This window comes from Mycobacterium sp. NTMscope_Eco_3, from assembly GCF_976985685.1.
Map to the genome: position 1 here is coordinate 4,246,746 of NZ_CDRJYZ010000001.1, position 19,810 is coordinate 4,266,555.

General features: G+C 69.2%; 19 protein-coding genes and 1 pseudogene. 9 read left to right on the plus strand and 11 right to left on the minus strand.

Annotated features, from left to right (window positions below):
* Window positions 1–4: 4 nt before the first annotated feature.
* The 3 genes and pseudogenes from AC0KTM_RS19540 to AC0KTM_RS19550 all read right to left on the minus strand — a co-directional run bounded on the left by AC0KTM_RS19540 (window position 5) and on the right by AC0KTM_RS19550 (window position 3,103).
* Window positions 5–1,174, minus strand: coding sequence for an acyl-CoA dehydrogenase (locus AC0KTM_RS19540; RefSeq protein WP_238956703.1), 1,170 nt, complete (start codon window positions 1,172–1,174; stop codon window positions 5–7).
* 83 nt (window positions 1,175–1,257) lie between these two features.
* On the minus strand, window positions 1,258–1,779 hold the full coding sequence (purE, locus tag AC0KTM_RS19545) for a 5-(carboxyamino)imidazole ribonucleotide mutase (RefSeq protein WP_238956704.1): 522 nt from the start codon (window positions 1,777–1,779) through the stop codon (window positions 1,258–1,260).
* Window positions 1,743–3,103: pseudogene (locus AC0KTM_RS19550) on the minus strand (5-(carboxyamino)imidazole ribonucleotide synthase). The gene purE and the pseudogene AC0KTM_RS19550 overlap by 37 nt, the downstream one beginning before the upstream one ends.
* A 110-nt stretch (window positions 3,104–3,213) precedes the next feature.
* On the opposite strand from AC0KTM_RS19550, the gene AC0KTM_RS19555 reads away from it, so the two are divergent.
* Window positions 3,214–3,873: a GtrA family protein gene (locus AC0KTM_RS19555; protein ID WP_008259906.1), complete on the plus strand. Its 660-nt coding sequence runs from the start codon at window positions 3,214–3,216 to the stop codon at window positions 3,871–3,873.
* Here the strand turns inward: AC0KTM_RS19555 and AC0KTM_RS19560 are convergent.
* Complete coding sequence (locus AC0KTM_RS19560; RefSeq protein WP_238956705.1) at window positions 3,828–4,346, minus strand: PH domain-containing protein; 519 nt, start codon at window positions 4,344–4,346, stop codon at window positions 3,828–3,830. The two genes, AC0KTM_RS19555 and AC0KTM_RS19560, sit on opposite strands and share 46 nt — an antisense overlap.
* A gap of 98 nt (window positions 4,347–4,444) precedes the next feature.
* Window positions 4,445–5,269 (minus strand): biotin--[acetyl-CoA-carboxylase] ligase, encoded by an 825-nt coding sequence (locus tag AC0KTM_RS19565; protein WP_238956706.1) that lies wholly within the window; start codon window positions 5,267–5,269, stop codon window positions 4,445–4,447.
* 111 nt (window positions 5,270–5,380) lie between these two features.
* On the opposite strand from AC0KTM_RS19565, the gene AC0KTM_RS19570 reads away from it, so the two are divergent.
* Window positions 5,381–6,463 (plus strand): IS110 family RNA-guided transposase, encoded by a 1,083-nt coding sequence (locus AC0KTM_RS19570; protein WP_472417520.1) that lies wholly within the window; start codon window positions 5,381–5,383, stop codon window positions 6,461–6,463.
* A 308-nt stretch (window positions 6,464–6,771) separates the two neighbouring features.
* Here the strand turns inward: AC0KTM_RS19570 and AC0KTM_RS19575 are convergent, their stop codons facing one another.
* The 4 genes from AC0KTM_RS19575 to AC0KTM_RS19590 all read right to left on the minus strand — a co-directional run bounded on the left by AC0KTM_RS19575 (window position 6,772) and on the right by AC0KTM_RS19590 (window position 11,800).
* Window positions 6,772–8,340, minus strand: a complete 1,569-nt coding sequence (locus AC0KTM_RS19575; RefSeq protein WP_238956707.1) for an FAD-binding protein — start codon at window positions 8,338–8,340, stop codon at window positions 6,772–6,774.
* Window positions 8,341–8,363: 23 nt separating this feature from the next.
* Complete coding sequence (gene casI, locus AC0KTM_RS19580; protein ID WP_472416461.1) at window positions 8,364–10,025, minus strand: steroid-22-oyl-CoA synthetase; 1,662 nt, start codon at window positions 10,023–10,025, stop codon at window positions 8,364–8,366.
* A gap of 1 nt (window position 10,026) precedes the next feature.
* Window positions 10,027–10,581 (minus strand): nuclear transport factor 2 family protein, encoded by a 555-nt coding sequence (locus AC0KTM_RS19585; RefSeq protein WP_472408524.1) that lies wholly within the window; start codon window positions 10,579–10,581, stop codon window positions 10,027–10,029.
* Window positions 10,582–10,663: 82 nt separating this feature from the next.
* Entirely contained in the window at window positions 10,664–11,800 is a 1,137-nt protein-coding gene (locus tag AC0KTM_RS19590) for a PucR family transcriptional regulator (RefSeq protein WP_238956710.1), read from the minus strand.
* Window positions 11,801–11,865: 65 nt separating this feature from the next.
* Here AC0KTM_RS19590 and AC0KTM_RS19595 point away from each other — a divergent pair, with 65 nt between their 5' ends.
* The 7 genes from AC0KTM_RS19595 (at window position 11,866) to AC0KTM_RS19625 (ending at window position 18,451) form a co-directional block, all read left to right on the plus strand.
* Entirely contained in the window at window positions 11,866–13,506 is a 1,641-nt protein-coding gene (locus AC0KTM_RS19595) for an acyl-CoA carboxylase subunit beta (RefSeq protein WP_238956711.1), read from the plus strand.
* 23 nt (window positions 13,507–13,529) lie between these two features.
* Window positions 13,530–13,826 carry an acyl-CoA carboxylase subunit epsilon gene (locus tag AC0KTM_RS19600; protein ID WP_238956712.1) on the plus strand — a complete coding sequence of 99 codons (297 nt, stop codon included), beginning with the start codon at window positions 13,530–13,532 and terminating at the stop codon, window positions 13,824–13,826.
* On the plus strand, window positions 13,823–14,455 hold the full coding sequence (locus tag AC0KTM_RS19605) for a Maf family protein (protein WP_225329566.1): 633 nt from the start codon (window positions 13,823–13,825) through the stop codon (window positions 14,453–14,455). Before AC0KTM_RS19600 ends, AC0KTM_RS19605 begins: the two co-directional genes overlap by 4 nt.
* Window positions 14,456–14,548: 93 nt before the next feature.
* Window positions 14,549–15,463, plus strand: a complete 915-nt coding sequence (locus AC0KTM_RS19610) for a sulfurtransferase (RefSeq protein WP_225329567.1) — start codon at window positions 14,549–14,551, stop codon at window positions 15,461–15,463.
* Window positions 15,464–15,473: 10 nt separating this feature from the next.
* Window positions 15,474–15,896, plus strand: a complete 423-nt coding sequence (locus AC0KTM_RS19615) for a SufE family protein (RefSeq protein WP_225329568.1) — start codon at window positions 15,474–15,476, stop codon at window positions 15,894–15,896.
* 122 nt (window positions 15,897–16,018) lie between these two features.
* Entirely contained in the window at window positions 16,019–17,821 is a 1,803-nt protein-coding gene (locus AC0KTM_RS19620) for an acetyl/propionyl/methylcrotonyl-CoA carboxylase subunit alpha (protein ID WP_225329569.1), read from the plus strand.
* A gap of 195 nt (window positions 17,822–18,016) precedes the next feature.
* On the plus strand, window positions 18,017–18,451 hold the full coding sequence (locus tag AC0KTM_RS19625; RefSeq protein WP_225329570.1) for an STAS domain-containing protein: 435 nt from the start codon (window positions 18,017–18,019) through the stop codon (window positions 18,449–18,451).
* Here AC0KTM_RS19625 and AC0KTM_RS19630 read toward each other — a convergent pair.
* Window positions 18,422–19,210 carry an RNA polymerase sigma factor SigF gene (locus AC0KTM_RS19630; RefSeq protein ID WP_067166076.1) on the minus strand — a complete coding sequence of 263 codons (789 nt, stop codon included), beginning with the start codon at window positions 19,208–19,210 and terminating at the stop codon, window positions 18,422–18,424. The genes AC0KTM_RS19625 and AC0KTM_RS19630 overlap by 30 nt on opposite strands.
* On the minus strand, window positions 19,207–19,644 hold the full coding sequence (locus AC0KTM_RS19635; protein ID WP_238956713.1) for an ATP-binding protein: 438 nt from the start codon (window positions 19,642–19,644) through the stop codon (window positions 19,207–19,209). The genes AC0KTM_RS19630 and AC0KTM_RS19635 overlap by 4 nt, the downstream gene beginning before the upstream one ends.
* Window positions 19,645–19,810 lie beyond the last annotated feature (166 nt).

The following is a 19,810-nucleotide window of genomic DNA, read 5'->3' on the forward strand; positions in this document are numbered from 1 at the left end:
ACGGTCAGCGCAGCAGCGCCCGCGACATCACCACGCGCTGAATCTGATTGGTGCCCTCATAGATCTGGGTGATCTTGGCGTCACGCATCATCCGCTCGACGGGGAAATCGACGGTGTAGCCGGCGCCGCCGAAGAGCTGCACGGCGTCGGTGGTGACCTCCATCGCGACGTCGGACGCCAGGCACTTCGACGCCGCGGAGATGAAGCCGAGGTGGGATTCGCCGCGCTCAGCGCGGGCGGCGGCGTGGTACACCATCAGCCGGGCGGACTCCACCTTCATCGCCATGTCGGCGAGCATGAACTGCACACCCTGGTTGTCGCTGACCGGACGGCCGAACTGCTTGCGGTCCTTGGTGTAGGCGATGGCGGCGTCCAGCGCGCCCTGGGCGATGCCGACCGCCTGCGCCCCGATGGTGGGCCGGGTGTGGTCCAGCGTCGCCAGCGCCGTCTTGAAACCGGTGCCCGGCTCGCCGATGATCCGATCGCCCGGGATGCGGCAGTTCTCGAGGTACAGCTCGGTGGTCGGCGAACCCTTGATGCCGAGTTTGCGCTCCTTAGGCCCGACGCTGAATCCCTCGTCGTCCTTGTGCACCATGAACGACGAAATACCGTTGGCGCCCTTGTCCGGATCGGTCACCGCCATCACCGTGTACCAGCTGGACTTGCCGCCGTTGGTGATCCAGCATTTGGCGCCGTTGAGGATCCAGTCGTCCCCGTCGGCCTTGGCCCGGGTGCGCATCGACCCCGCGTCGCTGCCGGCCTCGCGCTCGGACAGGGCATAGGACGCCATCGCCGAGCCGTCCGCGATCGACGGCAGCACCTGCTTCTTCAGTTCGTCGGAGCCGCGCAGGATCAGCCCCATCGTGCCCAGCTTGTTGACCGCGGGAATCAGCGACGCCGACGCGTCGACGCGGGCGACCTCCTCGATGACGATGCATGCGGCCACCGAGTCGGCGCCCTGCCCGCCGTACTCCTCGGGCACGTGCACGGCGTTGAACCCCGAGGCGTTCAGGGCCTCCAGCGCCTCTTGCGGGAAGCGGGCATTCTCGTCGACGTCGGCGGCGTGCGGGGCGATCTCCTTCTCCGCCAGCGCGCGGATCGCCGCCCGCAATTCCGTGTGCTCCTCGGGCAACTGGAACAGATCAAAGGTGGGGTTTCCGGCCCATCCAGCCATCTCGAGCCTCCTACGCTCTCCTGTGGCGCCCTGCCGAACTGCCCGACTCCTGCGCGGGCGCGGCGCGCCTCGTCGCCAAGCTACTAGTCGGTAACTTTACCCCGGCGCTGCTGTAGCGCCTCATCCTTGGCCCGCACGGTCTCGGCCAGCTGCTTCTGGAAGTCGACGATCCGCGCCCGCAGCGCCGGGTCCGACGACCCGAGGATGCGCACGGCGAGCAGGCCGGCGTTGCGGGCGCCGCCGATGGAGACCGTGGCCACCGGGACACCGGCGGGCATCTGCACGATCGACAGCAACGAGTCGAGGCCGTCGAGGCGCGCGAGCGGCACCGGCACCCCGATCACCGGCAGCGGCGTCGCGGACGCGACCATGCCCGGCAGGTGCGCCGCTCCCCCTGCCCCGGCGATGATCACCTCGATGCCGCGCCCGGCCGCGTCGCGGGCGTAGTCGAACATCACCTGCGGGGTGCGGTGCGCCGAGACGACGCGGACCTCGGCCGGCACGTCGAACTCGGCCAGCGCGGCCACGGCGTCCTGCATCACCGACCAGTCGCTGTCGCTGCCCATGATCACGCCGACCCGAGCCTGCTGAGGCTGCTCAGCCATGTTGCGCCGCTCCTCCCGCCTTTTCCGATCGCACCGCCCTGTTCATCGTCACCGGCGCATGTGGATCCCATCCGTCCGTCCACTCCCCATGTGACAACCAGTGTGCCGCCAGGTCGGCGCGTTCCCGCAGCTTCGCCACGTTTTCCCGCGCCGGGCCCAAGCCGACGAAGTTGATGTGGCCGACCTTGCGGCCGGGGCGTTCCTGTTTGCCGTACAGGTGCACGCGGGCGTCGGGCATCCGCGCGAACAGGTGGTGCAGCCGCTCGTCGACGCTCATCTGCGGGGGTGTCGCGGCGCCCAGGACGTTGGCCATCACGGTCACCGGCGCGACGGCGTCGGTGTCGCCGAGCGGGTAGTCCAGCACCGCGCGCAGATGCTGTTCGAACTGGCTGGTGCGCGACCCGTCCATGGTCCAGTGCCCCGAGTTGTGCGGCCGCATCGCCAGCTCGTTGACCAGCAGCGCCCCGTCGCCCGTCTCGAACAGCTCGACCGCGAGCACACCGACCACCCCGAGCTCGCCGGCCAGCCGCAACGCCAGCCCCTGCGCGTCGGCGGAGACGTCGTCGGGCAGGTCCGGCGCGGGGGCGATCACCTGCACGCAGATCCCGTCGCGCTGCACCGTCTCGACGACCGGCCACGCCGCCCCCTGGCCGAACGGCGACCGCGCCACCAGTGCGGACAGCTCGCGGCGCAGGTTCACCTGCTCCTCGGCCATCACCGGCACGCCCGAGGCCAGGAAGTCGGCCGCGATCTCGCGGGCGTGCAACGGGTCGCGGGCCATCCGCACGCCGCGCCCGTCGTAACCCCCGCGGATCGCCTTCACCACCACGGGTCCGGCGATGCCCCGGGCGAACTCGTCGAGTTCGTCGACGCTGCGGATCTCGGCATAGCGGGGCACCGGGACGCCGAGGGCCTCCAACCGCCGCCGCATCACGAGCTTGTCCTGGGCGTGCACCAGCGCCTGCGGCGGCGGCGCCACGTTGACGCCGTCGGCGACCAGCTTGTTCAGCAGCTCGGTCGGCACATGCTCGTGGTCGAACGTCAGCACGTCCGCGCCCGCGGCGACCCGGCGCAGGTCTTCGAGATCGGTGTGGGAGCCGATCACCACGTCGGGCGCGACCAGCGCGGCCGATTCGCCGGCGTCGGTGGCCAGCACCCGCAGCGTCTGCCCCAGGGCGATCGCCGCCTGGTGGGTCATCCGGGCGAGCTGACCGCCACCGACCATCGCGACGACGGGGGTGACCCGGGGAACGGCGCGGGCGGCTGCGGGGGGCGTTTCGAGGGGGGCGGCGCCCGGCGGGCGTGTACTCGGCACGGCCATCATGGTGTCACGGCTCCGCACGCCGCGGCCAAAGCCGTGTTGACCGCGGCCGACACTGAATTGTTATGTACGATTTTGCGTCGAATTTGTGTCCGTCCGTACACTGACGTGTTGTGTCCTTCGCTGAAGCCACGATCGCGCGTCTGCCAAGGGTTTTGCAGCCCTATTTGCTACGCCACCACGAACTGATCAAATTCGCCATTGTCGGCGGAACGACGTTCGTCATCGACTCGGCGATTTTCTATACCCTCAAGCTGACAATTCTTGAACCCAAACCGGTCACCGCGAAGGTGATCGCCGGCATCGTGGCGGTCATCGCGTCCTACGTGCTGAACCGGGAATGGAGCTTCCGCAACCGCGGCGGGCGCGAGCGCCACCACGAGGCCCTGCTGTTCTTCGCGTTCAGCGGCGTGGGGGTGCTGCTGTCCATGGCGCCGCTGTGGTTCTCCAGCTACGTGCTGCAACTGCGCGTGCCGACGGTGTCGCTGGCGGTGGAAAACCTGGCCGACTTCATCTCGGCCTACATCATCGGAAACCTGCTGCAGATGGCGTTCCGCTTCTGGGCGTTTCGCCGCTGGGTATTTCCGGACCAGTTTGCCCGCACGCCCGACAAGGCCCTGGAATCGGCGCTCACCGCGGGCGGTATTGCCGAGATCTTCGAAGACGAGATCGAGGGCGGAAACGTCACCCTGCTGCGCGCCTGGCGCAATCGGGCCGGGCGGCTGGGTCAGCTCGGCGATTCCTCGGAGCCCAGGGTGTCGAAGACTTCGTGATACAGCAGCGCGTGCACCTCGCGTAGCCGCGGAATGTCGTAGAACTCCAACGGATCCTGTGACGCCGACTCGATGATCAGCGTCCCGGTGCGGAACATCCGTTCGGTGATGCGGTCGCGGAATTCCACGCTGTTGATGCGGGCCAGCGGGATGTCGATTCCGGTGCGCGTCAACACCCCGTGCCGGAACATCACCCGGCGGTTCGTCACCACGAAATGGTTGGTCAGCCAGCTTCCGAACGGCCACAGCGTCAGCCACCCGACGATCACCAGCCAGATCCCCCAGATGACGCCGTGGATGATGTTCTTGGCGAGCTGCTCCCAGTGCGTCGAGTTGAGGTAGCCGGAGCCGAACGCCGCCAGCCCGGTCGCCAGCATGAGAACCAGCACCGGCCACATCAACCGCTTCCAGTGCGGGTGGCGGTGCACGATGACGTGCTCGCCGGCGGCCAGCACATTGTCCGGATAGCCCATGCCCGCCGACCTTAGCCGCGCGACGCGACAGCCCAGGCGTAACTACCGCAGATGGTGGCGACCCGCTGCGCCCGGCTACGCCGCGCTTGCGATCGCCACTACCGCAGATGCACCACATCGCCGGCCGCGACGACGGCGGTCTGCCCGCCGCTTTCCAGGCACAGCCGGCCCTGGTCGTCGATGGCGGTGGCGGTCCCATCGATCTGCTTGCCGCCGGGCAGGTGCGCGCGCACCCGGTTGCCGAGGGTCAGGCTGCGCGCCCGGTAGTCGGCGGCCAACGCCCAGTCGGCGCCGCGCGCGGCGCGCCAGGCCACGATCCGCCGTCCCAGCTCCCGCAGCAGGGCGGACACCAGCCGGGTGCGGTCGGGTTCGGCGACGCCGAGATCGAGCAGCGACGTCGCGCCGGGGCCGTCGATCTCGTCGGCGGACTGAGTCACGTTGAGCCCCAAGCCGATAACCACCACGGGCTTTGCCACCTCGGCGAGAATTCCGGCCAGCTTGCCCGGCGAATCCGCCGGCCCGGCCAGCACGTCGTTGGGCCACTTGAGCCCCACCCGGGCCCCGGACCCTTCCAGCAGCGGAGCGACGGTGTCGACCACCGCCACCCCGGTGGCCAGCGGCAGCCACCCCCACCCGGTGCTCGGGACGTCGACGACACTGACACCGACCGACATCGTGATCTGGGCGCGCGGGGTGGCGGACCAGCCGCGGCCGTGCCGCCCCCGGCCGGCGGTCTGGTGCTCGGCGATCAGCACCGCACCCGCGACGTCGGCGCCCGACGCCGCCCGCGCCAGCAGGTCGGCGTTGGTGGACCCGGTCTGCTCGACGACGTCGAGCTGACGCCAGCCCAGCCCGGTGCCGATCAACTCGGCGCGCAGCGCGGCGGCGTCCAGTGGTGCTCGAAGTTGATCTCGGTCTGTCACCGGACCCAGCCTAGACGGTATGGGTGGGCTGGGGCCTCGCTCAAATGTGATCGTGGGTTGCCGTCAGGAAGTGGGTCCTGGCCGGTAGAGCCACAGATTTGGGAGGCCCCAGTGATACGTCAGCGTACGAGTGTTGGCTTGGATGTGCACGCACGATCGGTGTTCGGGTGTGCGTTGGATGGTGAGACCGGCGAGGTGATCGAGCGCCGGATGACTCCGCACCACGGGGAGATCCTCGAGTGGGCTCGGTCGTTGCCGGGGCCGGTCAATGCGGTGTATGAGGCGGGACCGACGGGATTTGGGTTGGCGCGGGCTTTGCTCGCGGCCGGGATCGACTGCCAGGTGTTGGCGCCCTCGAAGCTGATCCGGCCCGCTGGCGATCGGGTCAAGACCGATGCGCGTGATGCGCGGCACTTGGCCCGGCTCCTTCATCTGGGCGAAGTGGTGTCCGTGGCGATTCCCTCGCCGGCCCAAGAGTCTGCCCGAGATCTGGTCCGTGCTCGCGAGGATTGCCGCGGCGATCTGATGAGCGCACGCCACCGGATATCGAAACTGCTTCTGCGGCAAGGGATTGTCTACCACGGCGGTGAAGCCTGGACGAGTAAACACGAACAATGGTTACGTCAACAGCAGTTCGGCAATGTCGGCCAGCAGGCGGCGTTTGACGCCGCATTCGATGCGATGCTGGCCACCGTTGATCGCCGCGACAGGCTCGATCACGCGATCGCCGAGATGGCCGCCGACTCGGAGTTCACCGGCGTCGCCGAACGCCTGCAGTGCCTGCGAGGAATCTCCACACTGACTGCATTCGGTTTGGCCGTCGAGATTGGTGACTGGACCCGCTTCACAGGCCGCACGATCGGCGCCTACGTCGGCCTGGTCCCTACGGAGTATTCCTCTGGCGATACACGCGCTCAGGGCGGGCTGACCAAGACCGGCAATGGTCATGTCCGTCGATTGCTGATCGAGTCGGCTTGGCACCACCGCAAGCCCTATCGGCCCAGCCAACGTCTGCGACGCCGCTGGGCGACGGCCACACCTGCCCTGCGGGCGCGCAGTCACGCCGCCAATCGACGCCTGCATACCCGCTGGGTCCGCTTCGATCAGCGTCACAAACGGCCAGTGATCGCCAACGCCGCGATCGCTCGTGAACTGGCCGGCTGGTGCTGGTCGGTGGCCGTTCTCGACGGCTAAGTAACCACAATTGTCCCGACAGAGACGACGCAGGCAAAGCGTTTGACTGAGCGACACGCGTCAGTTCTATGAGGAGATACATTGCAGCACAACGCATCTACCCTAGACCCTAGACCAGCGAACCGCTCATGCCGAAAGTCCCGTCCTGCGGTAACCAACCCGCGCATATCAGACTGACCCAGCGTCGACACGACGCCGCGTCACACCTATCGGGCCAACGAAGCGGCGGCCGCGACGACGGTCGTGGCCGCCGCTTCACCCTGCCACTTGACAAAGCAACACCCCATATCAGCACCCCATATCAGAACTCAGGGCCGACGGGCGCGCATGTCCAGCACGGCCAGGTGGCTGAACAGCATGCTGGTTCCGATCGGGTTGCCCCCGCCGGGATACGCGGTGCCGCTGGGCGCGGCCATGGTGTTGCCCGCCGCGTACAGGCCTGGAATCGGGTGGCCCGACCTGTCCAGCACCCGCGCCGCGGCGTCGGTGCGCAGGCCGCCCTTGGTGCCCAGGTCCGAGATGCCGAACGCCGCGGCGTGATACGGCGGGGTGACGATGGGCACCAGCGGCGACGCGCCCGCCGAGAACGCGCGATCGAATGCCTCGTCGCCGCGGCCGAAGTCCTCGTCGACGCCGGAGGCGGCAAAATCGTTGAACCGCTTGACCGTTGCCGCCAGCCGCTCCCCCGGCACGCCGATCTTGGCGGCCAGTTCCTCGAGGGTGTCCGCGGAGTGCCACAGGCCGGCGGCCACGTACTTCTCGGTCTCGACGAGGGAGACGTTGGCCGCCTTGACCGGCGGCACCTCGCCCTCGGAGTCGTCGTAGATCATCCAGTACGGCAACGTGATCGACCCGTCGGCCAGCTGCGCGATGATCTCGCGGCCGGCCCGGTCGTAGGCCCGGGACTCGTTGACGAACCGGTCGCCGTCCTGGTTGACGAAGATGCCGCCGGTGAACCACAGCGCGAAGGCGGACCGGCCGTCGGGATGGGTCATGCCCGGCGACCACCACGCCTGGTCCAGCAGGTCGGTGTCCGCGCCCGCGGCGATGCCGGCCTGCAACGCCAGGCCGCGACTTCCCGGTCCGCCCATGGTGTCTCGCGCCACGCCCGGCACCCCGTACGCGCGGCGCAGCTCGTCGTTGGCTTCAAAGCCCCCGGCGGCCAGCAGCACGCCCCGGCGGGCGCGGATGGCGCCGCGCTGCCCGCCGGTCTCGACGATCGCGCCGGTGACCCTGCCGTCGGACACCACGAGTTCGACCAGGGCGGTGTCGCGCCGCAGCGACGCGCTCGGGTACTGGCCGATGGCCTTGAGGAAGCGGGCGATCAGCGCGCGGCCCCCGACGTAGTAGTCGGACGGCGGTTCGGCGCCGAGCCGGTCGGTGTCCAGCGGCCCGCGGATCGCGTCGCGGAATTCGGGGGCGGCGGCCACCGCCAGCGGCTTGGCCGCGATGTGGCGCTGGCCGTCGAGGCGCGCCTTGGGCGCCTTGCCGTAGTAGTCGGGCCAGGGCAACGGCACGAACTTCAGGTTCGGGTCGGCCTCCAGGTACTCGATCAGCGGCGCGCCGCCGCGGACGTAGGTTTCCTGCAGTTCGCGCGGCGTGCGATCGCCGACCACCGCGTGGTAGTAGGTGAGCGCGTCCTCGATGGTGTCGTCGGTGCCGGCGCGCAGCAGCACCGGATTGCACGGGAACCAGACGCCACCCCCGCCGGAATACGCCGTGGTGCCACCGAATTTGGACGTCGCCTCGACCAGGAGCACGTCGAGGCCTTCGCGCGCCGCGGTGTACGCGCCGGTGACGCCGCCACCGCCGGATCCCGCGACCAGTACGTCGCACTCGGCCGTCCAGTCCGCGGTTCCCAACAGGCGGGCGTCCATCAGCGGAGACTACCTCGCCGCGCTCACAGGTAGCGCTGCCGGCCGTGCGACGCGAATTCCGCGTCGAGCGAGCGCTTTTCGTCGGCGCTCATCCGGTGGTACGCGGGCGCTCCCCGCCCGGCCCACCGATACACCGGTTCGTCGGTGTGCCAGCGCTGGCGTTGCAGCACGCGCTTGAGCACCTTGTTGGAGCCGGTGACGGGCAGGCTCGTCGACAGCCGCAGGAACCGGGGAGCGCCCTTGCTGCCCAGGTCTTTCTGATCGCAGAGGTAGGCGGCGAAACCTGCGGCGTCGAACTTCTCGGGATCGGCCACCTCGAGGGCCGCCATCACCTGATCGCCGGATCGCGGGTCGGGCACCGCATAAACCCCGGCCGCCACCACGTCGGGGTGCCGGCGCAGGACACGCTCGATCGTCAGGGCGGAGGTGTTCTCGCCGTCGACCCGGATCCAGTCGCCGCGGCGGCCGGCGAAGTACAGGAAGCCCGCCTCGTCCCGGTACCCGAGGTCGCCGGTCCAATACCAGCCGTTGCGGATCCGCTCGGCGTCGGCGTCGTCGTTGTTGTAGTAGCCCTCGAACGTCCGGGTGCCCGACTTGTCGACGATTTCGCCGACGGCCTCGTCGGGGTTGCGCACCCGGCCGTGTTCGTCGAGCAGCGCGGGCGGGCACTCGGTCAGCGTCTGCGGATCGACCACCGCGACGCCGGGGTGGGCCGGCCGGCCCAGCGCCCCGGGTGGCGCGTCCGCGGCGTGCGAGACGGCGCCGCCACCCTCGCTCGAGCCATAGCCCTCCAGCAGCTCCGCGCCGAAGCGGCGCCGGAACTCGGCCTGGTCATCCGGTGACGCCTCGGTGCCGAAGCCGCGGACCAGTGGGTTGTCGGCATCGTCGGGCCGCTCGGGTGTGGCCATCAGATAGGCGAGTGCCTTGCCCACGTAGGTGAAAAACGTCGCACCGAAATACCGCACGTCGGCCAGGAATCGCGACGCCGAGAAGGTCGGGGTCAGGCAGACGGTGGCGCCGTTGGCCAGCGCCGGCGCCCACAGCGCCATGATCGCGTTGCCGTGGAACAGCGGCATGCAGCAGTAGTCCACGTCGTCGCGGACATGCCCGAACTTCTCGGTGGCCGTGTGCGCGATCCAGGCCAGCCGCCCCTGGCTGCATTTGACCGCCTTCGACGCGCCCGTCGTCCCCGAGGTGAACAGCAGCAGGAACAACGACTCCGGGCCCACGCCGGCCGCGACGGCGGGGTGACCGCGGTGGGCATCGATGCGCCCGCGGTAGCCGGGGTCGTCGACTTGCAGGAACCGGTCCGGTTCCAGGTCCAGGTCCAGGTCGCGTAATCGCTGCAGCCCCGCGGCGTCGGTGACGATCAGCTGGCAATCCGTCTGCCGGATCTCCGCGGCCAGCTCGGCGGCACCGCGGGTCGGGTTGATGCCCACCACGGTCGCCCCCACCAGCGCCGCGCCGCCGAGCCAGAAGACGAAGTCGGGCACGTTGTCCAGCAGCACCCCGATGTGAAACGGGGCCTGGGCAAACGATCTGCGGCGCATCGACAGGGCCAAGGCGCCGCGCGCGGCGGATTCGCGGACCACGTCGTCCCAGGTCCAGTCGCGGTCACGGGTGCGCAGCCCGACGTGTTGGTCACCGAGGCGATCGAGGAGCATCGTCGCGATGTCGGCGCGCATCTCAGGCCGACGCGTGCACGAGGTCCAGGTACTCCTGCGGCAGCTCGTCGCGGGACAGCTTGGTCACGCTGACCACGCCCGGGTTGTAGGAGTCCTCACCAATGATCTTGCCGCTCTGGTCGATTGGCCACAGCAGCAGCTGCCGGAACACCACCAGGTAATCCCCGTCGGGGTCGTCGACCGGCATCCCGAGGATGCGCGTCAGCTCCGCGGCGGGGTAGAGCTGCTTGAGCAGACCCTCGGTCACCAGGCAGTCATCGTCGACGACGAGCCGCTGCACCTCGAACTCGAGAATGTTGGTGCGGGTCGCCAGGAAGTCGACGTAGTAGCTGCGCACCCCGTCGGTGGTTTTCGCGCCGACATCCTGGGCCCCGTGCCAGAAGTGGTAGGCGGGCTCGGGGCTCAGCGTCGCCATCAACCGCCCCAAATCCGGTGCGGCTTCGGCCTTCATGTGCTCGATCACCACGCTCAGCACCGCCCGGTGCCGCTCGTTGGTGGTTTCGGCCAACCGCCTCTCTAGCGGTTCCCAGGTCCGGTTGGGGTCGATGATCGCCATGCGGTCATCATCACGAATCCGGTGGCCCGCGGTCATCCGCCAGCCGTCGCCCGTATCCGCCGATCCGCCCGACGACCGTCGGTCAGGACCTTTCCGGTTCGTCGAGTTCGGTCGAGGACAACGCGATCCGCCGGATCATGAGCACCAGGGTGGCCGTGAACCGGTCCATCGGATCGTTGAAATCCCATCCCATCTGCGACCCGACATGTGCGAGCCGCGCCGCGACGGTGCTGTGATGCAGATGCAGTTCGGCGGCCGTGCGCCGCAGCGACCCGAACACGAAGAAGGCCTCCACGGTGTCGACGTCGAGCGCGCCCGTCGGCGTCGCGGCAATCTCGTTGATCCGCAACACATCTCGCTGCCGGTGCACCCGTTCCAAAGGGATATCGGCCAACAGCTCCAGCGCGCTGAGCCGCTCGTAGGCCACGGCGCGCCTGCCATAACCGGTCGACGACGCGAAGCGCAGCGCGCCCAGAGCCTGCTGCCACGACGTGGCCGCGGCCAGCGCTTCGACGCTGGCGCCGATGCCCACCCAGGGGCCCCGGTCGGGCCCCTCGCTCCGCCGTCCCGGGAACGCGGTGGTGATCGCGCTCTCCAGCCCGTCGGAGAGCGCCCGGGTGTCGATGGGCCCCTGGCACAGCACGGCCGTCGCGTTCCCGATGGCGGTCGAGCGCACCGACGAGCCCGGAAGCTGCCGCGCGATGATCCGCAGCGCCTCGGGTGGCGAGTGCGCGGACACCGCCAGGACGCAGATGTTGCGCCCTTCGTCCAGCCCGAGCAGGCGGACGGCCCGCGCCCGGTCCTCCCGGCGCTCCTTGCCGGAGAGCACGACTTCGAGCAGCGCCGGATCCCCGATGTGCAACTCGCCCGACGCCCCGGCGCGTGCCGGCACCGCGCGCAGGGTGTGGCCCAACCGATCGAGCAGCACCGGATCGAGGGCGTGCCCGGGACCGTCGCGTTCCAGCCACACGCTCGGCTCGTCGGCCGGCGCCGGCGCCGGCGCGCAGCCCGGTTCCAGGCGACCCGTCGCGTCGTAACGGATCACGGTGCCCGACGCCCACCGCGCACCGACCGGGCATTCGGCCAGCAGTGCCGCGCAGCGCACCACGGTGTCGGCGTCGGCCGCCGACTCGTGGAGCCGGTCGAAGTGGGAAATGATCCGCAGCACGGAGGCGGAATCGGATCCCAGTTCCGACATGCGCACCGGGTCGGCGTTCATCAGCGGAGGTTACCGTCAAAGCCCTTCACAGGGACGGGCTACCAGCCACGCTAAGCTCGACACCCATGACGAGCGTTACCGACCACACTGCGGAGCCCGCTGCCGAACACACCATCGACATCCACACCACCGCGGGCAAGCTGGCCGAACTGCACAAGCGTCGCGAGGAGTCGCTGCACCCGGTGGGTGAAGAGGCCGTCGAGAAGGTGCACGCCAAGGGCAAGCTGACCGCCCGCGAGCGCATCCTCGCCCTGCTCGACGAGGACTCGTTCGTCGAGCTCGACGCGCTGGCCCGGCACCGCAGCAAGAATTTCGGCCTGGAGAACAACCGCCCGCTCGGCGACGGCGTGATCACCGGCTACGGCACCATCGACGGCCGCGACGTGTGCATCTTCAGCCAGGACGCCACGGTGTTCGGCGGCAGCCTCGGCGAGGTGTACGGCGAGAAGATCGTCAAGGTCCAGGAGCTGGCGATCAAGACCGGCCGCCCGCTGATCGGCATCAACGACGGCGCTGGGGCGCGCATCCAGGAGGGCGTCGTCTCGCTCGGCCTCTACAGCCGCATCTTCCGCAACAACATCCTGGCCTCCGGCGTCATCCCGCAGATCTCGCTGATCATGGGGGCCGCCGCCGGTGGGCACGTCTACTCCCCCGCGCTGACCGACTTCGTGGTCATGGTCGACCAGACCAGCCAGATGTTCATCACCGGGCCCGACGTCATCAAGACCGTCACCGGCGAGGACGTCACCATGGAGGAGCTGGGCGGCGCCCACACCCACATGGCCAAGTCGGGCACGCTGCACTACGTCGCCTCCGGTGAGCAGGACGCCTTCGACTGGGTCCGCGACCTGCTGAGCTACCTGCCGCCCAACAACGCGACCGACCCGCCCCGCTACGCCGAGCCGCACCCGCCGGGCGCCATCGAGGACAACCTCACCGAGGAGGACCTCGAGCTGGACACGCTGATCCCGGACTCGCCCAACCAGCCCTACGACATGCACGAGGTGATCACCCGCATCCTCGACGACGACGAATTCCTGGAAGTCCAGGGGGGTTACGCGCAGAACATCGTCGTCGGGTTCGGCCGCATCGACGGCCGGCCGGTCGGGATCGTGGCCAACCAGCCGACGCAGTTCGCCGGCTGCCTGGACATCAACGCCTCGGAGAAGGCGGCCCGGTTCGTGCGGACCTGCGACTGCTTCAACATCCCGATCATCATGCTGGTCGACGTGCCGGGCTTCCTGCCGGGCACCGGCCAGGAATACAACGGCATCATCCGGCGCGGCGCCAAGCTGCTCTACGCCTACGGCGAGGCCACCGTCCCCAAGATCACCGTCATCACCCGCAAGGCCTACGGCGGCGCCTACTGCGTCATGGGCTCCAAGGACATGGGCTGCGACGTCAACATCGCCTGGCCGTCGGCGCAGATCGCCGTGATGGGGGCCTCCGGCGCCGTCGGGTTCGTCTACCGCAAGCAGCTTTCCGAGGCGGCCAAGGAGGGCAAGGACGTCGACGCGCTGCGGCTGGAATTGCAGCAGGAGTACGAGGACACCCTGGTCAACCCGTACGTCGCGGCCGAGCGCGGTTACGTCGACGCGGTGATCCCGCCGTCGCACACCCGCGGCTACATCGGCACGGCGCTGCGCCTGCTGGAACGCAAGATCGCCCACCTGCCCCCCAAGAAGCACGGGAACATTCCGCTGTGAGTCGAGCGAGCGGAGCGAACGCAGTGAGCGACGGGAACGAGACGAGCAATTCGGCTCCTGTGAGTCAGAACGACGAAAACGGTTCTGCGGCAACCGAAGCCGCGCCCGAGGCGCACGAGCCGCACATCCAGATCCTCAGGGGCGAACCCACCCTCGAGGAGGTGGCCGCGCTGGTCGCGGTGCTGGGCTGTGCCGGCGGCGGGCCGGAGCCCGAACAGCCCGAGGAGACCCGCTGGGGCCTCCCGGTCGACCGGCTGCGGTTCGCGATGTCGAACTACCAGCGGCTGACCATGCAGCAAATGACGCACATGAGGCATTGACCCGCCTGGTGCTGGCGTCGGCCTCGGCCGGCCGGCTCAAGGTGTTGCGTCAGGCGGGCGTCGATCCGCTGGTGGTGGTGTCCGGCGTCGACGAAGACGCGGTCGCGGCCGCGCTGGGGCCCGACGCCTCGCCGAGTGACGTCGTGTGCGGCCTGGCCCGGGCCAAGGCCGAACAGGTCGCCGGCGAGCTGGACGGCGGCGTCGCGGCCGATTGCGTTGTCATTGGCTGTGATTCGATGCTTTTCCTCGACGGCCGGCTGTGCGGCAAGCCCGGGTCGGCCGACGCCGCTGCGAGCCAGTGGCGCCTCATGGGCGGGCGGTCCGGCGGGCTGCACACCGGGCACTGTCTGCTGCGGCTGTCCGACGGCGCAATCACCCATCGTGAGGTCGAATCCGCTTGCACCACAGTTCATTTCGCTGATCCGACGGATGCCGATCTGAGCGCCTACGTGGCCGGCGGCGAACCGTGGCACGTGGCGGGCGGCTTCACCCTCGACGGCCTGGGCGGCTGGTTCGTCGACAAGATCGAAGGCGACCCGTCGAACGTGATCGGCGTGAGCCTGCCGCTGCTGCGGACCCTGCTGGGGCGGGCCGGGCTGTCGGTGGCCGCGCTGTGGGCGGCGAACTGACCCCGAGCGTCGACTCGTTGGGCCGATGGGGGCGAATCGGCGACAACACGTCGACGTTGGTGACGAAATCCCGGGATGAGTAGGCTCGGCAACGTGGCATTACCCCCCGATCCAAGCCCGACACTGTCGAACTACGCCCACCCCGAGCGACTGGTCACCGCCGACTGGCTCTCCGCCCACCTGGGCACCCCCGGCCTGGTGATCGTCGAGTCCGACGAGGACGTATTGCTCTACGACGTGGGCCACATCCCCGGCGCGGTGAAAGTCGACTGGCACACCGACCTCAACGACCCCCGGGTCCGCGACTACATCGACGGCGCGCAGTTCGCGGAGTTGATGGACCGCAAGGGCATCGCCCGCGACGACACCGTGGTGATCTACGGCGACAAGAGCAACTGGTGGGCCGCCTATGCGCTGTGGGTGTTCACGCTTTTCGGTCACCCGGATGTGCGCCTGCTCAACGGCGGCCGCGACCTGTGGCTGGCCGAACGCCGGGAGACCACGCTGGACGTCCCCACCAAGACGTCCACCGGCTACCCCGTCGTCACGCGCAACGACGAGCCCATCCGCGCGTTCAAGGACGACGTGCTGGAGATTCTCGGCAGCCAGCCGTTGATCGACGTGCGCTCGCCGGACGAGTACACCGGCAAGCGCACCCACATGCCCGAGTACCCCGAGGAGGGCGTGCTGCGCGGCGGCCACATCCCGACCGCCCGGTCGATCCCGTGGGCCAAGGCGGTCGACGAGAGCGGCCGATTCCGCAGCCGCGACGAGCTCGAGGAGCTCTACGGCTTCCTCGAGCCGGACGACAAGACCGTCGTGTACTGCCGCATCGGCGAACGGTCCAGCCACACCTGGTTCGTCCTGACGCACCTGCTGGGCAAGCCCGGCGTGCGCAATTACGACGGATCGTGGACCGAATGGGGCAACACCGTGCGCACCCCGATCGTCGCGGGCCAGGAACCGGGACCAGCACCGGGGCCCGCACCGGGGCGCGTCTCCGTCTGATGGGTGCGCCATGAGCATGCCCGCGCCGCTGGCCGAGGTGGTCTCCGACTTCGCCGAGGTCGAGGGCCAGGACAAGCTGAAGCTGCTGCTGGAATTCGCCGACGAGCTGCCGGACCTGCCGCCCGAGCTGGAAGAGCGGGCCATGGAGCCGGTGCCCGAGTGCCAGACCCCGCTGTTCTTGCACGTCGACGCCAGCGACCCGAACCGGGTGCGGTTGCACTTCAGCGCGCCCGCCGAATCGCCGACCACCCGGGGTTTCGCGTCGATCCTGGCGACCGGTCTGGACGAGCAGCCCGCCGCCGACATCCTGGCGGTGCCCGAGGATTTTTACGACGACCTCGGGTTGGCCGCGCTGATCAGTCCGCTACGGCTGCGCGGCCTCTCGGCGATGCTCGCCCGCATCAAGCGCAGGCTGCGCGAGCCGACCGGGTAAACCCGGACCGCCTCGTCGGCCCAACGGCGCGGCGCTTAGACTTCCCGAGAACTCGTTGTAAGAAATTCTCTTAGAGAAGCCCGCAGAAATACGTCTGCGACCGATGCCATACAGGAGGCGCTGTGGCCAGTCACGCCAGCTCGAGGATCTCCAAAGTCCTCGTCGCCAACCGCGGCGAGATCGCTGTCCGGGTGATCCGCGCGGCCCGCGACGCGGGCCTGTCCAGCGTGGCGGTGTACGCCGAACCCGACGCCGACGCGCCCCACGTGCGTCTGGCCGACGAGGCGTTCGCGCTGGGCGGTCAAACGTCCGCGGAGTCCTACCTGGACTTCGGCAAGCTCCTCGACGCGGCGGCCAAGTCCGGCGCCAACGCCGTCCACCCCGGCTACGGATTCCTGTCGGAGAACGGCGATTTCGCCCAGGCGGTCATCGACGCGGGCCTGATCTGGATCGGCCCCAGCCCGCAGTCCATCCGCGATCTCGGCGACAAGGTCACCGCCCGCCACATCGCCGCCCGCGCCCAGGCCCCGCTGGTGCCCGGCACCCCCGACCCGGTCAAGGACGCCGACGAGGTGGTGGCCTTCGCCAAGGAATACGGCGTGCCGATCGCGATCAAGGCGGCCTTCGGCGGCGGCGGCCGCGGCATGAAGGTGGCCCGCACCATCGAAGAGATTCCCCACCTGTTCGAGTCGGCCACCCGTGAGGCCGTCGCGGCGTTCGGCCGCGGCGAGTGCTTCGTCGAGCGCTACCTGGACAAGCCGCGCCACGTGGAGGCGCAGGTGATCGCCGACCAGCACGGCAACGTCATCGTCGCCGGCACCCGTGACTGCTCGCTGCAGCGCCGGTTCCAGAAGCTGGTGGAAGAGGCGCCCGCGCCGTTCCTGACCGACGCGCAGCGCAAGGAGATCCACGAGTCCGCCAAGCGGATCTGCAAGGAGGCCCACTACTACGGCGCCGGGACCGTCGAATACCTGGTCGGCCAGGACGGCCTGATCTCCTTCCTGGAGGTCAACACGCGCCTGCAGGTCGAGCACCCGGTCACCGAGGAGACCGCCGGCATCGACCTGGTCCTGCAGCAGTTCAAGATCGCCAACGGCGAGAAGCTGGACCTCACCGAGGACCCCACCCCGCGCGGGCACGCCATCGAGTTCCGGATCAACGGCGAGGACGCCGGACGGGGCTTTTTGCCCGCGCCGGGACCGGTCACCCGCTACGACATCCCCACCGGGCCCGGCGTCCGGCTGGATTCGGGCGTCGAGGCCGGCTCGGTGATCGGCGGCCAGTTCGACTCCATGCTGTCCAAGCTGATCGTCTACGGCGCCACCCGCGAGGAGGCGCTGGCCCGCTCCCGCCGCGCGCTGGACGAATTCCACGTCGAGGGGCTGGCCACGGTCATCCCGTTCCACCGCGCCGTGGTGAGCGACCCGGCGTTCATCGGTGACGGCGAGAGCTTCTCGGTCCACACGCGCTGGATCGAGACCGAGTGGAACAACACGATCGAACCGTTCACCGGCGGCGAGCCCCTGGACGAGGAGGCGGACGCCCGGCCCCGCCAGAAGGTCGTCGTGGAGGTCGGCGGCCGCCGGCTCGAGGTGTCGCTGCCCGGCGATCTGGCGCTGTCCAACGGCGGCTCCGGCGGCGGCGAGGCCGGTGTCATCCGCAAGAAGCCCAAGCCACGCAAGCGGGGGGCGCACGCCGGTGCGGCCGCCTCCGGCGACGCGGTCACCGCGCCCATGCAGGGCACCGTGGTCAAGGTCGCGGTCGAGGAAGGCCAGGAGGTTGCCACCGGCGACCTGGTGGTCGTCCTCGAGGCGATGAAGATGGAGAACCCGGTCACCGCGCACAAGGACGGGGTCATCACCGGGCTCGCCGTCGAGGCCGGCGCCGCCATCACGCAGGGCACGGTGCTCGCCGAGATCAAGTAGCGGCCCTGAGAGAGTTCACAGGGAACGTTGTCGCCCCTGGCTACCGCGAGTAGGGTATCGGGCAAGGTTGAGTTCACAGCCTCCCGGGATACGTCGATGGCGTGGGGGTAGGCGAAATTCCCTGCTTCTCCGAACTTTTTGCAGTCGGTTGACGTATTCCTGACTATTCCCGTAGCAGTAATCCTGCTCAACAGGATGGAGTCAGCAATGCCTGTGGCCCAATCTTGGCAACAAAGCCGCACGGCGCAGTTCACTGCGCGGTGGGGCCCGGTCGGCACCCTGATCACGGTCGACGGCGAGCTCGACGCGGCCAACGCCGATCAGCTCGCCGCCTACGTCCAAAAGAGCCTCAACCGCTCCCGACGGGTGGTCCTCGACCTGCGCGGCCTGAAATTCGTTGGCACCGCAGGCTTTTCGGCGCTGCACCGGATCAACGTGCTGTGCTCGGCCGCCCAGGTCTCGTGGGCCATGGCGCCGAGCCCGGCGGTGGCCAGGTTGCTGCGCGTCTGCGACCCGGACGGCCAGCTCCCGGTGACGACGCCCAAGGCCGAGCCGCTCCTGGAGCCGCTGTGGGTCGACGACGACGAAAACCCCCGGCCGCTACTGCAACTGGTCCCGCAGCCGCGTTAGCGATTTCGCCAGCAGGCGCGACACGTGCATCTGTGAGATGCCGACCCGCTCGGCGATCTGCGTTTGCGTCATCGACTCGAAGAACCGCAGCACCAACACCGTGCGTTCCCGCTCGGGCAGCGCCTCGAGCAGCGGGCGTAGCGATTCCTGGTCCTCGATGCGGTCCAGGCCGGTGTCCACATCGCCGAGGGTGTCGGCGATCGCGCGGGCTTCCTCCTCCTCGCCCCCGCCGCCGCTGTCGATCGACAAGGTGTTGTAGGAGCTGCCGGCGACCAGGCCCTCGACCACCTCTTCGCGGTCCATCTCGAGCTCCGCGGCGAGTTCGGTCGCGGTGGGCGCGCGGCCCAGCCGTTGGGACAGATCGGCGGTCGCGGTGCCGAGCCGCAGGTGTAGTTCCTTGAGCCGCCGCGGCACCTTGACCGACCAGCTGTTGTCGCGGAAGTGGCGGCGGACCTCGCCCATGATCGTGGGCACCGCGAACGAAACGAAGTCGGAGCCGGCGTCGACGTCAAAACGCACCACCGCGTTGACCAACCCCACGCGCGCCACCTGGACGAGGTCGTCGCGCGGTTCCCCGCGGCCCTCGAAGCGGCGCGCGATGTGGTCGGCCAGCGGCAGGCAGCGCTCGACGATCTTGTCCCGCTGGCGCTGAACTTCCATGGAGTCGGGCGCGACGGAGGCCAACTCACGGAACATGTCCGGAACATCGGCGTACTCGTTCGGACGCGAGACCGAACCGCCGGCAGCTCGCGGTGTCACCTGCTGGAGGCCGCCCGTCGCGCCGTCAGTGTGATGCCGAAAACACTGCCGGTTTCATTGGGTTCGCGACCGTCGTGAAAAGTCTGGACGTCGTCGGCCAAGGACGTCAGCACATGCCAACTGAAGCTGCCGGGCGCCACCACGTCGTGGGTGTCGCATGCCGCGGAGGCCTCCACCACCAATTGGTCGTCCTGCGGATCGACCACGACGCTCAGCGTCGCGTCGGGAGTGGCCGAGCGAATCAACCGGGTGCACACCTCATCGACCGCGAGCCGCAGGTCCGCCACCGCATCGAAATCCAGGTCCTCGAAGGTGCCGATCGCGCCGACCAGGGTGCGCAGCATCGCGAGGTTCTCCAGGCGCGCTGCGACGTGAAGTTCGACAGCGCGATGGCCGCGCGGACGCTTGTTGGCGTGCGATCCAGCATCGTTCATATGGTCTCCCGGCATGGTTTGACTGACACTACTACTGCTCCTCAGCCCGCCCTGGACCGTGCGTTCGAGCCGGTTAGTCATGATCGCCGCCGGGTATTCGGCCCGCTGTGGACGGGCCTGACACGACCGATGCAGACCGGACGCGCCGGCTTAGGCGCGTCGCGGT

What these genes read in the sequence shown, in the direction of transcription:
- AC0KTM_RS19540 (WP_238956703.1), bottom strand. Translation starts at nt 1,174, where the DNA reads ATGGCTGGATGGGCCGGAAACCCCACCTTTGATCTGTTCCAGTTGCCC.
- purE (WP_238956704.1), bottom strand. Translation starts at nt 1,779, where the DNA reads ATGGCTGAGCAGCCTCAGCAGGCTCGGGTCGGCGTGATCATGGGCAGC.
- AC0KTM_RS19560 (WP_238956705.1), bottom strand. Translation starts at nt 4,346, where the DNA reads ATGGGCTATCCGGACAATGTGCTGGCCGCCGGCGAGCACGTCATCGTG.
- AC0KTM_RS19575 (WP_238956707.1), bottom strand. Translation starts at nt 8,340, where the DNA reads ATGGACGCCCGCCTGTTGGGAACCGCGGACTGGACGGCCGAGTGCGAC.
- casI (WP_472416461.1), bottom strand. Translation starts at nt 10,025, where the DNA reads ATGCGCGCCGACATCGCGACGATGCTCCTCGATCGCCTCGGTGACCAA.
- AC0KTM_RS19585 (WP_472408524.1), bottom strand. Translation starts at nt 10,581, where the DNA reads ATGGCGATCATCGACCCCAACCGGACCTGGGAACCGCTAGAGAGGCGG.
- AC0KTM_RS19590 (WP_238956710.1), bottom strand. Translation starts at nt 11,800, where the DNA reads ATGAACGCCGACCCGGTGCGCATGTCGGAACTGGGATCCGATTCCGCC.
- AC0KTM_RS19595 (WP_238956711.1), top strand. Translation starts at nt 11,866, where the DNA reads ATGACGAGCGTTACCGACCACACTGCGGAGCCCGCTGCCGAACACACC.
- AC0KTM_RS19615 (WP_225329568.1), top strand. Translation starts at nt 15,474, where the DNA reads ATGAGCATGCCCGCGCCGCTGGCCGAGGTGGTCTCCGACTTCGCCGAG.
- AC0KTM_RS19625 (WP_225329570.1), top strand. Translation starts at nt 18,017, where the DNA reads ATGGAGTCAGCAATGCCTGTGGCCCAATCTTGGCAACAAAGCCGCACG.
- AC0KTM_RS19635 (WP_238956713.1), bottom strand. Translation starts at nt 19,644, where the DNA reads ATGAACGATGCTGGATCGCACGCCAACAAGCGTCCGCGCGGCCATCGC.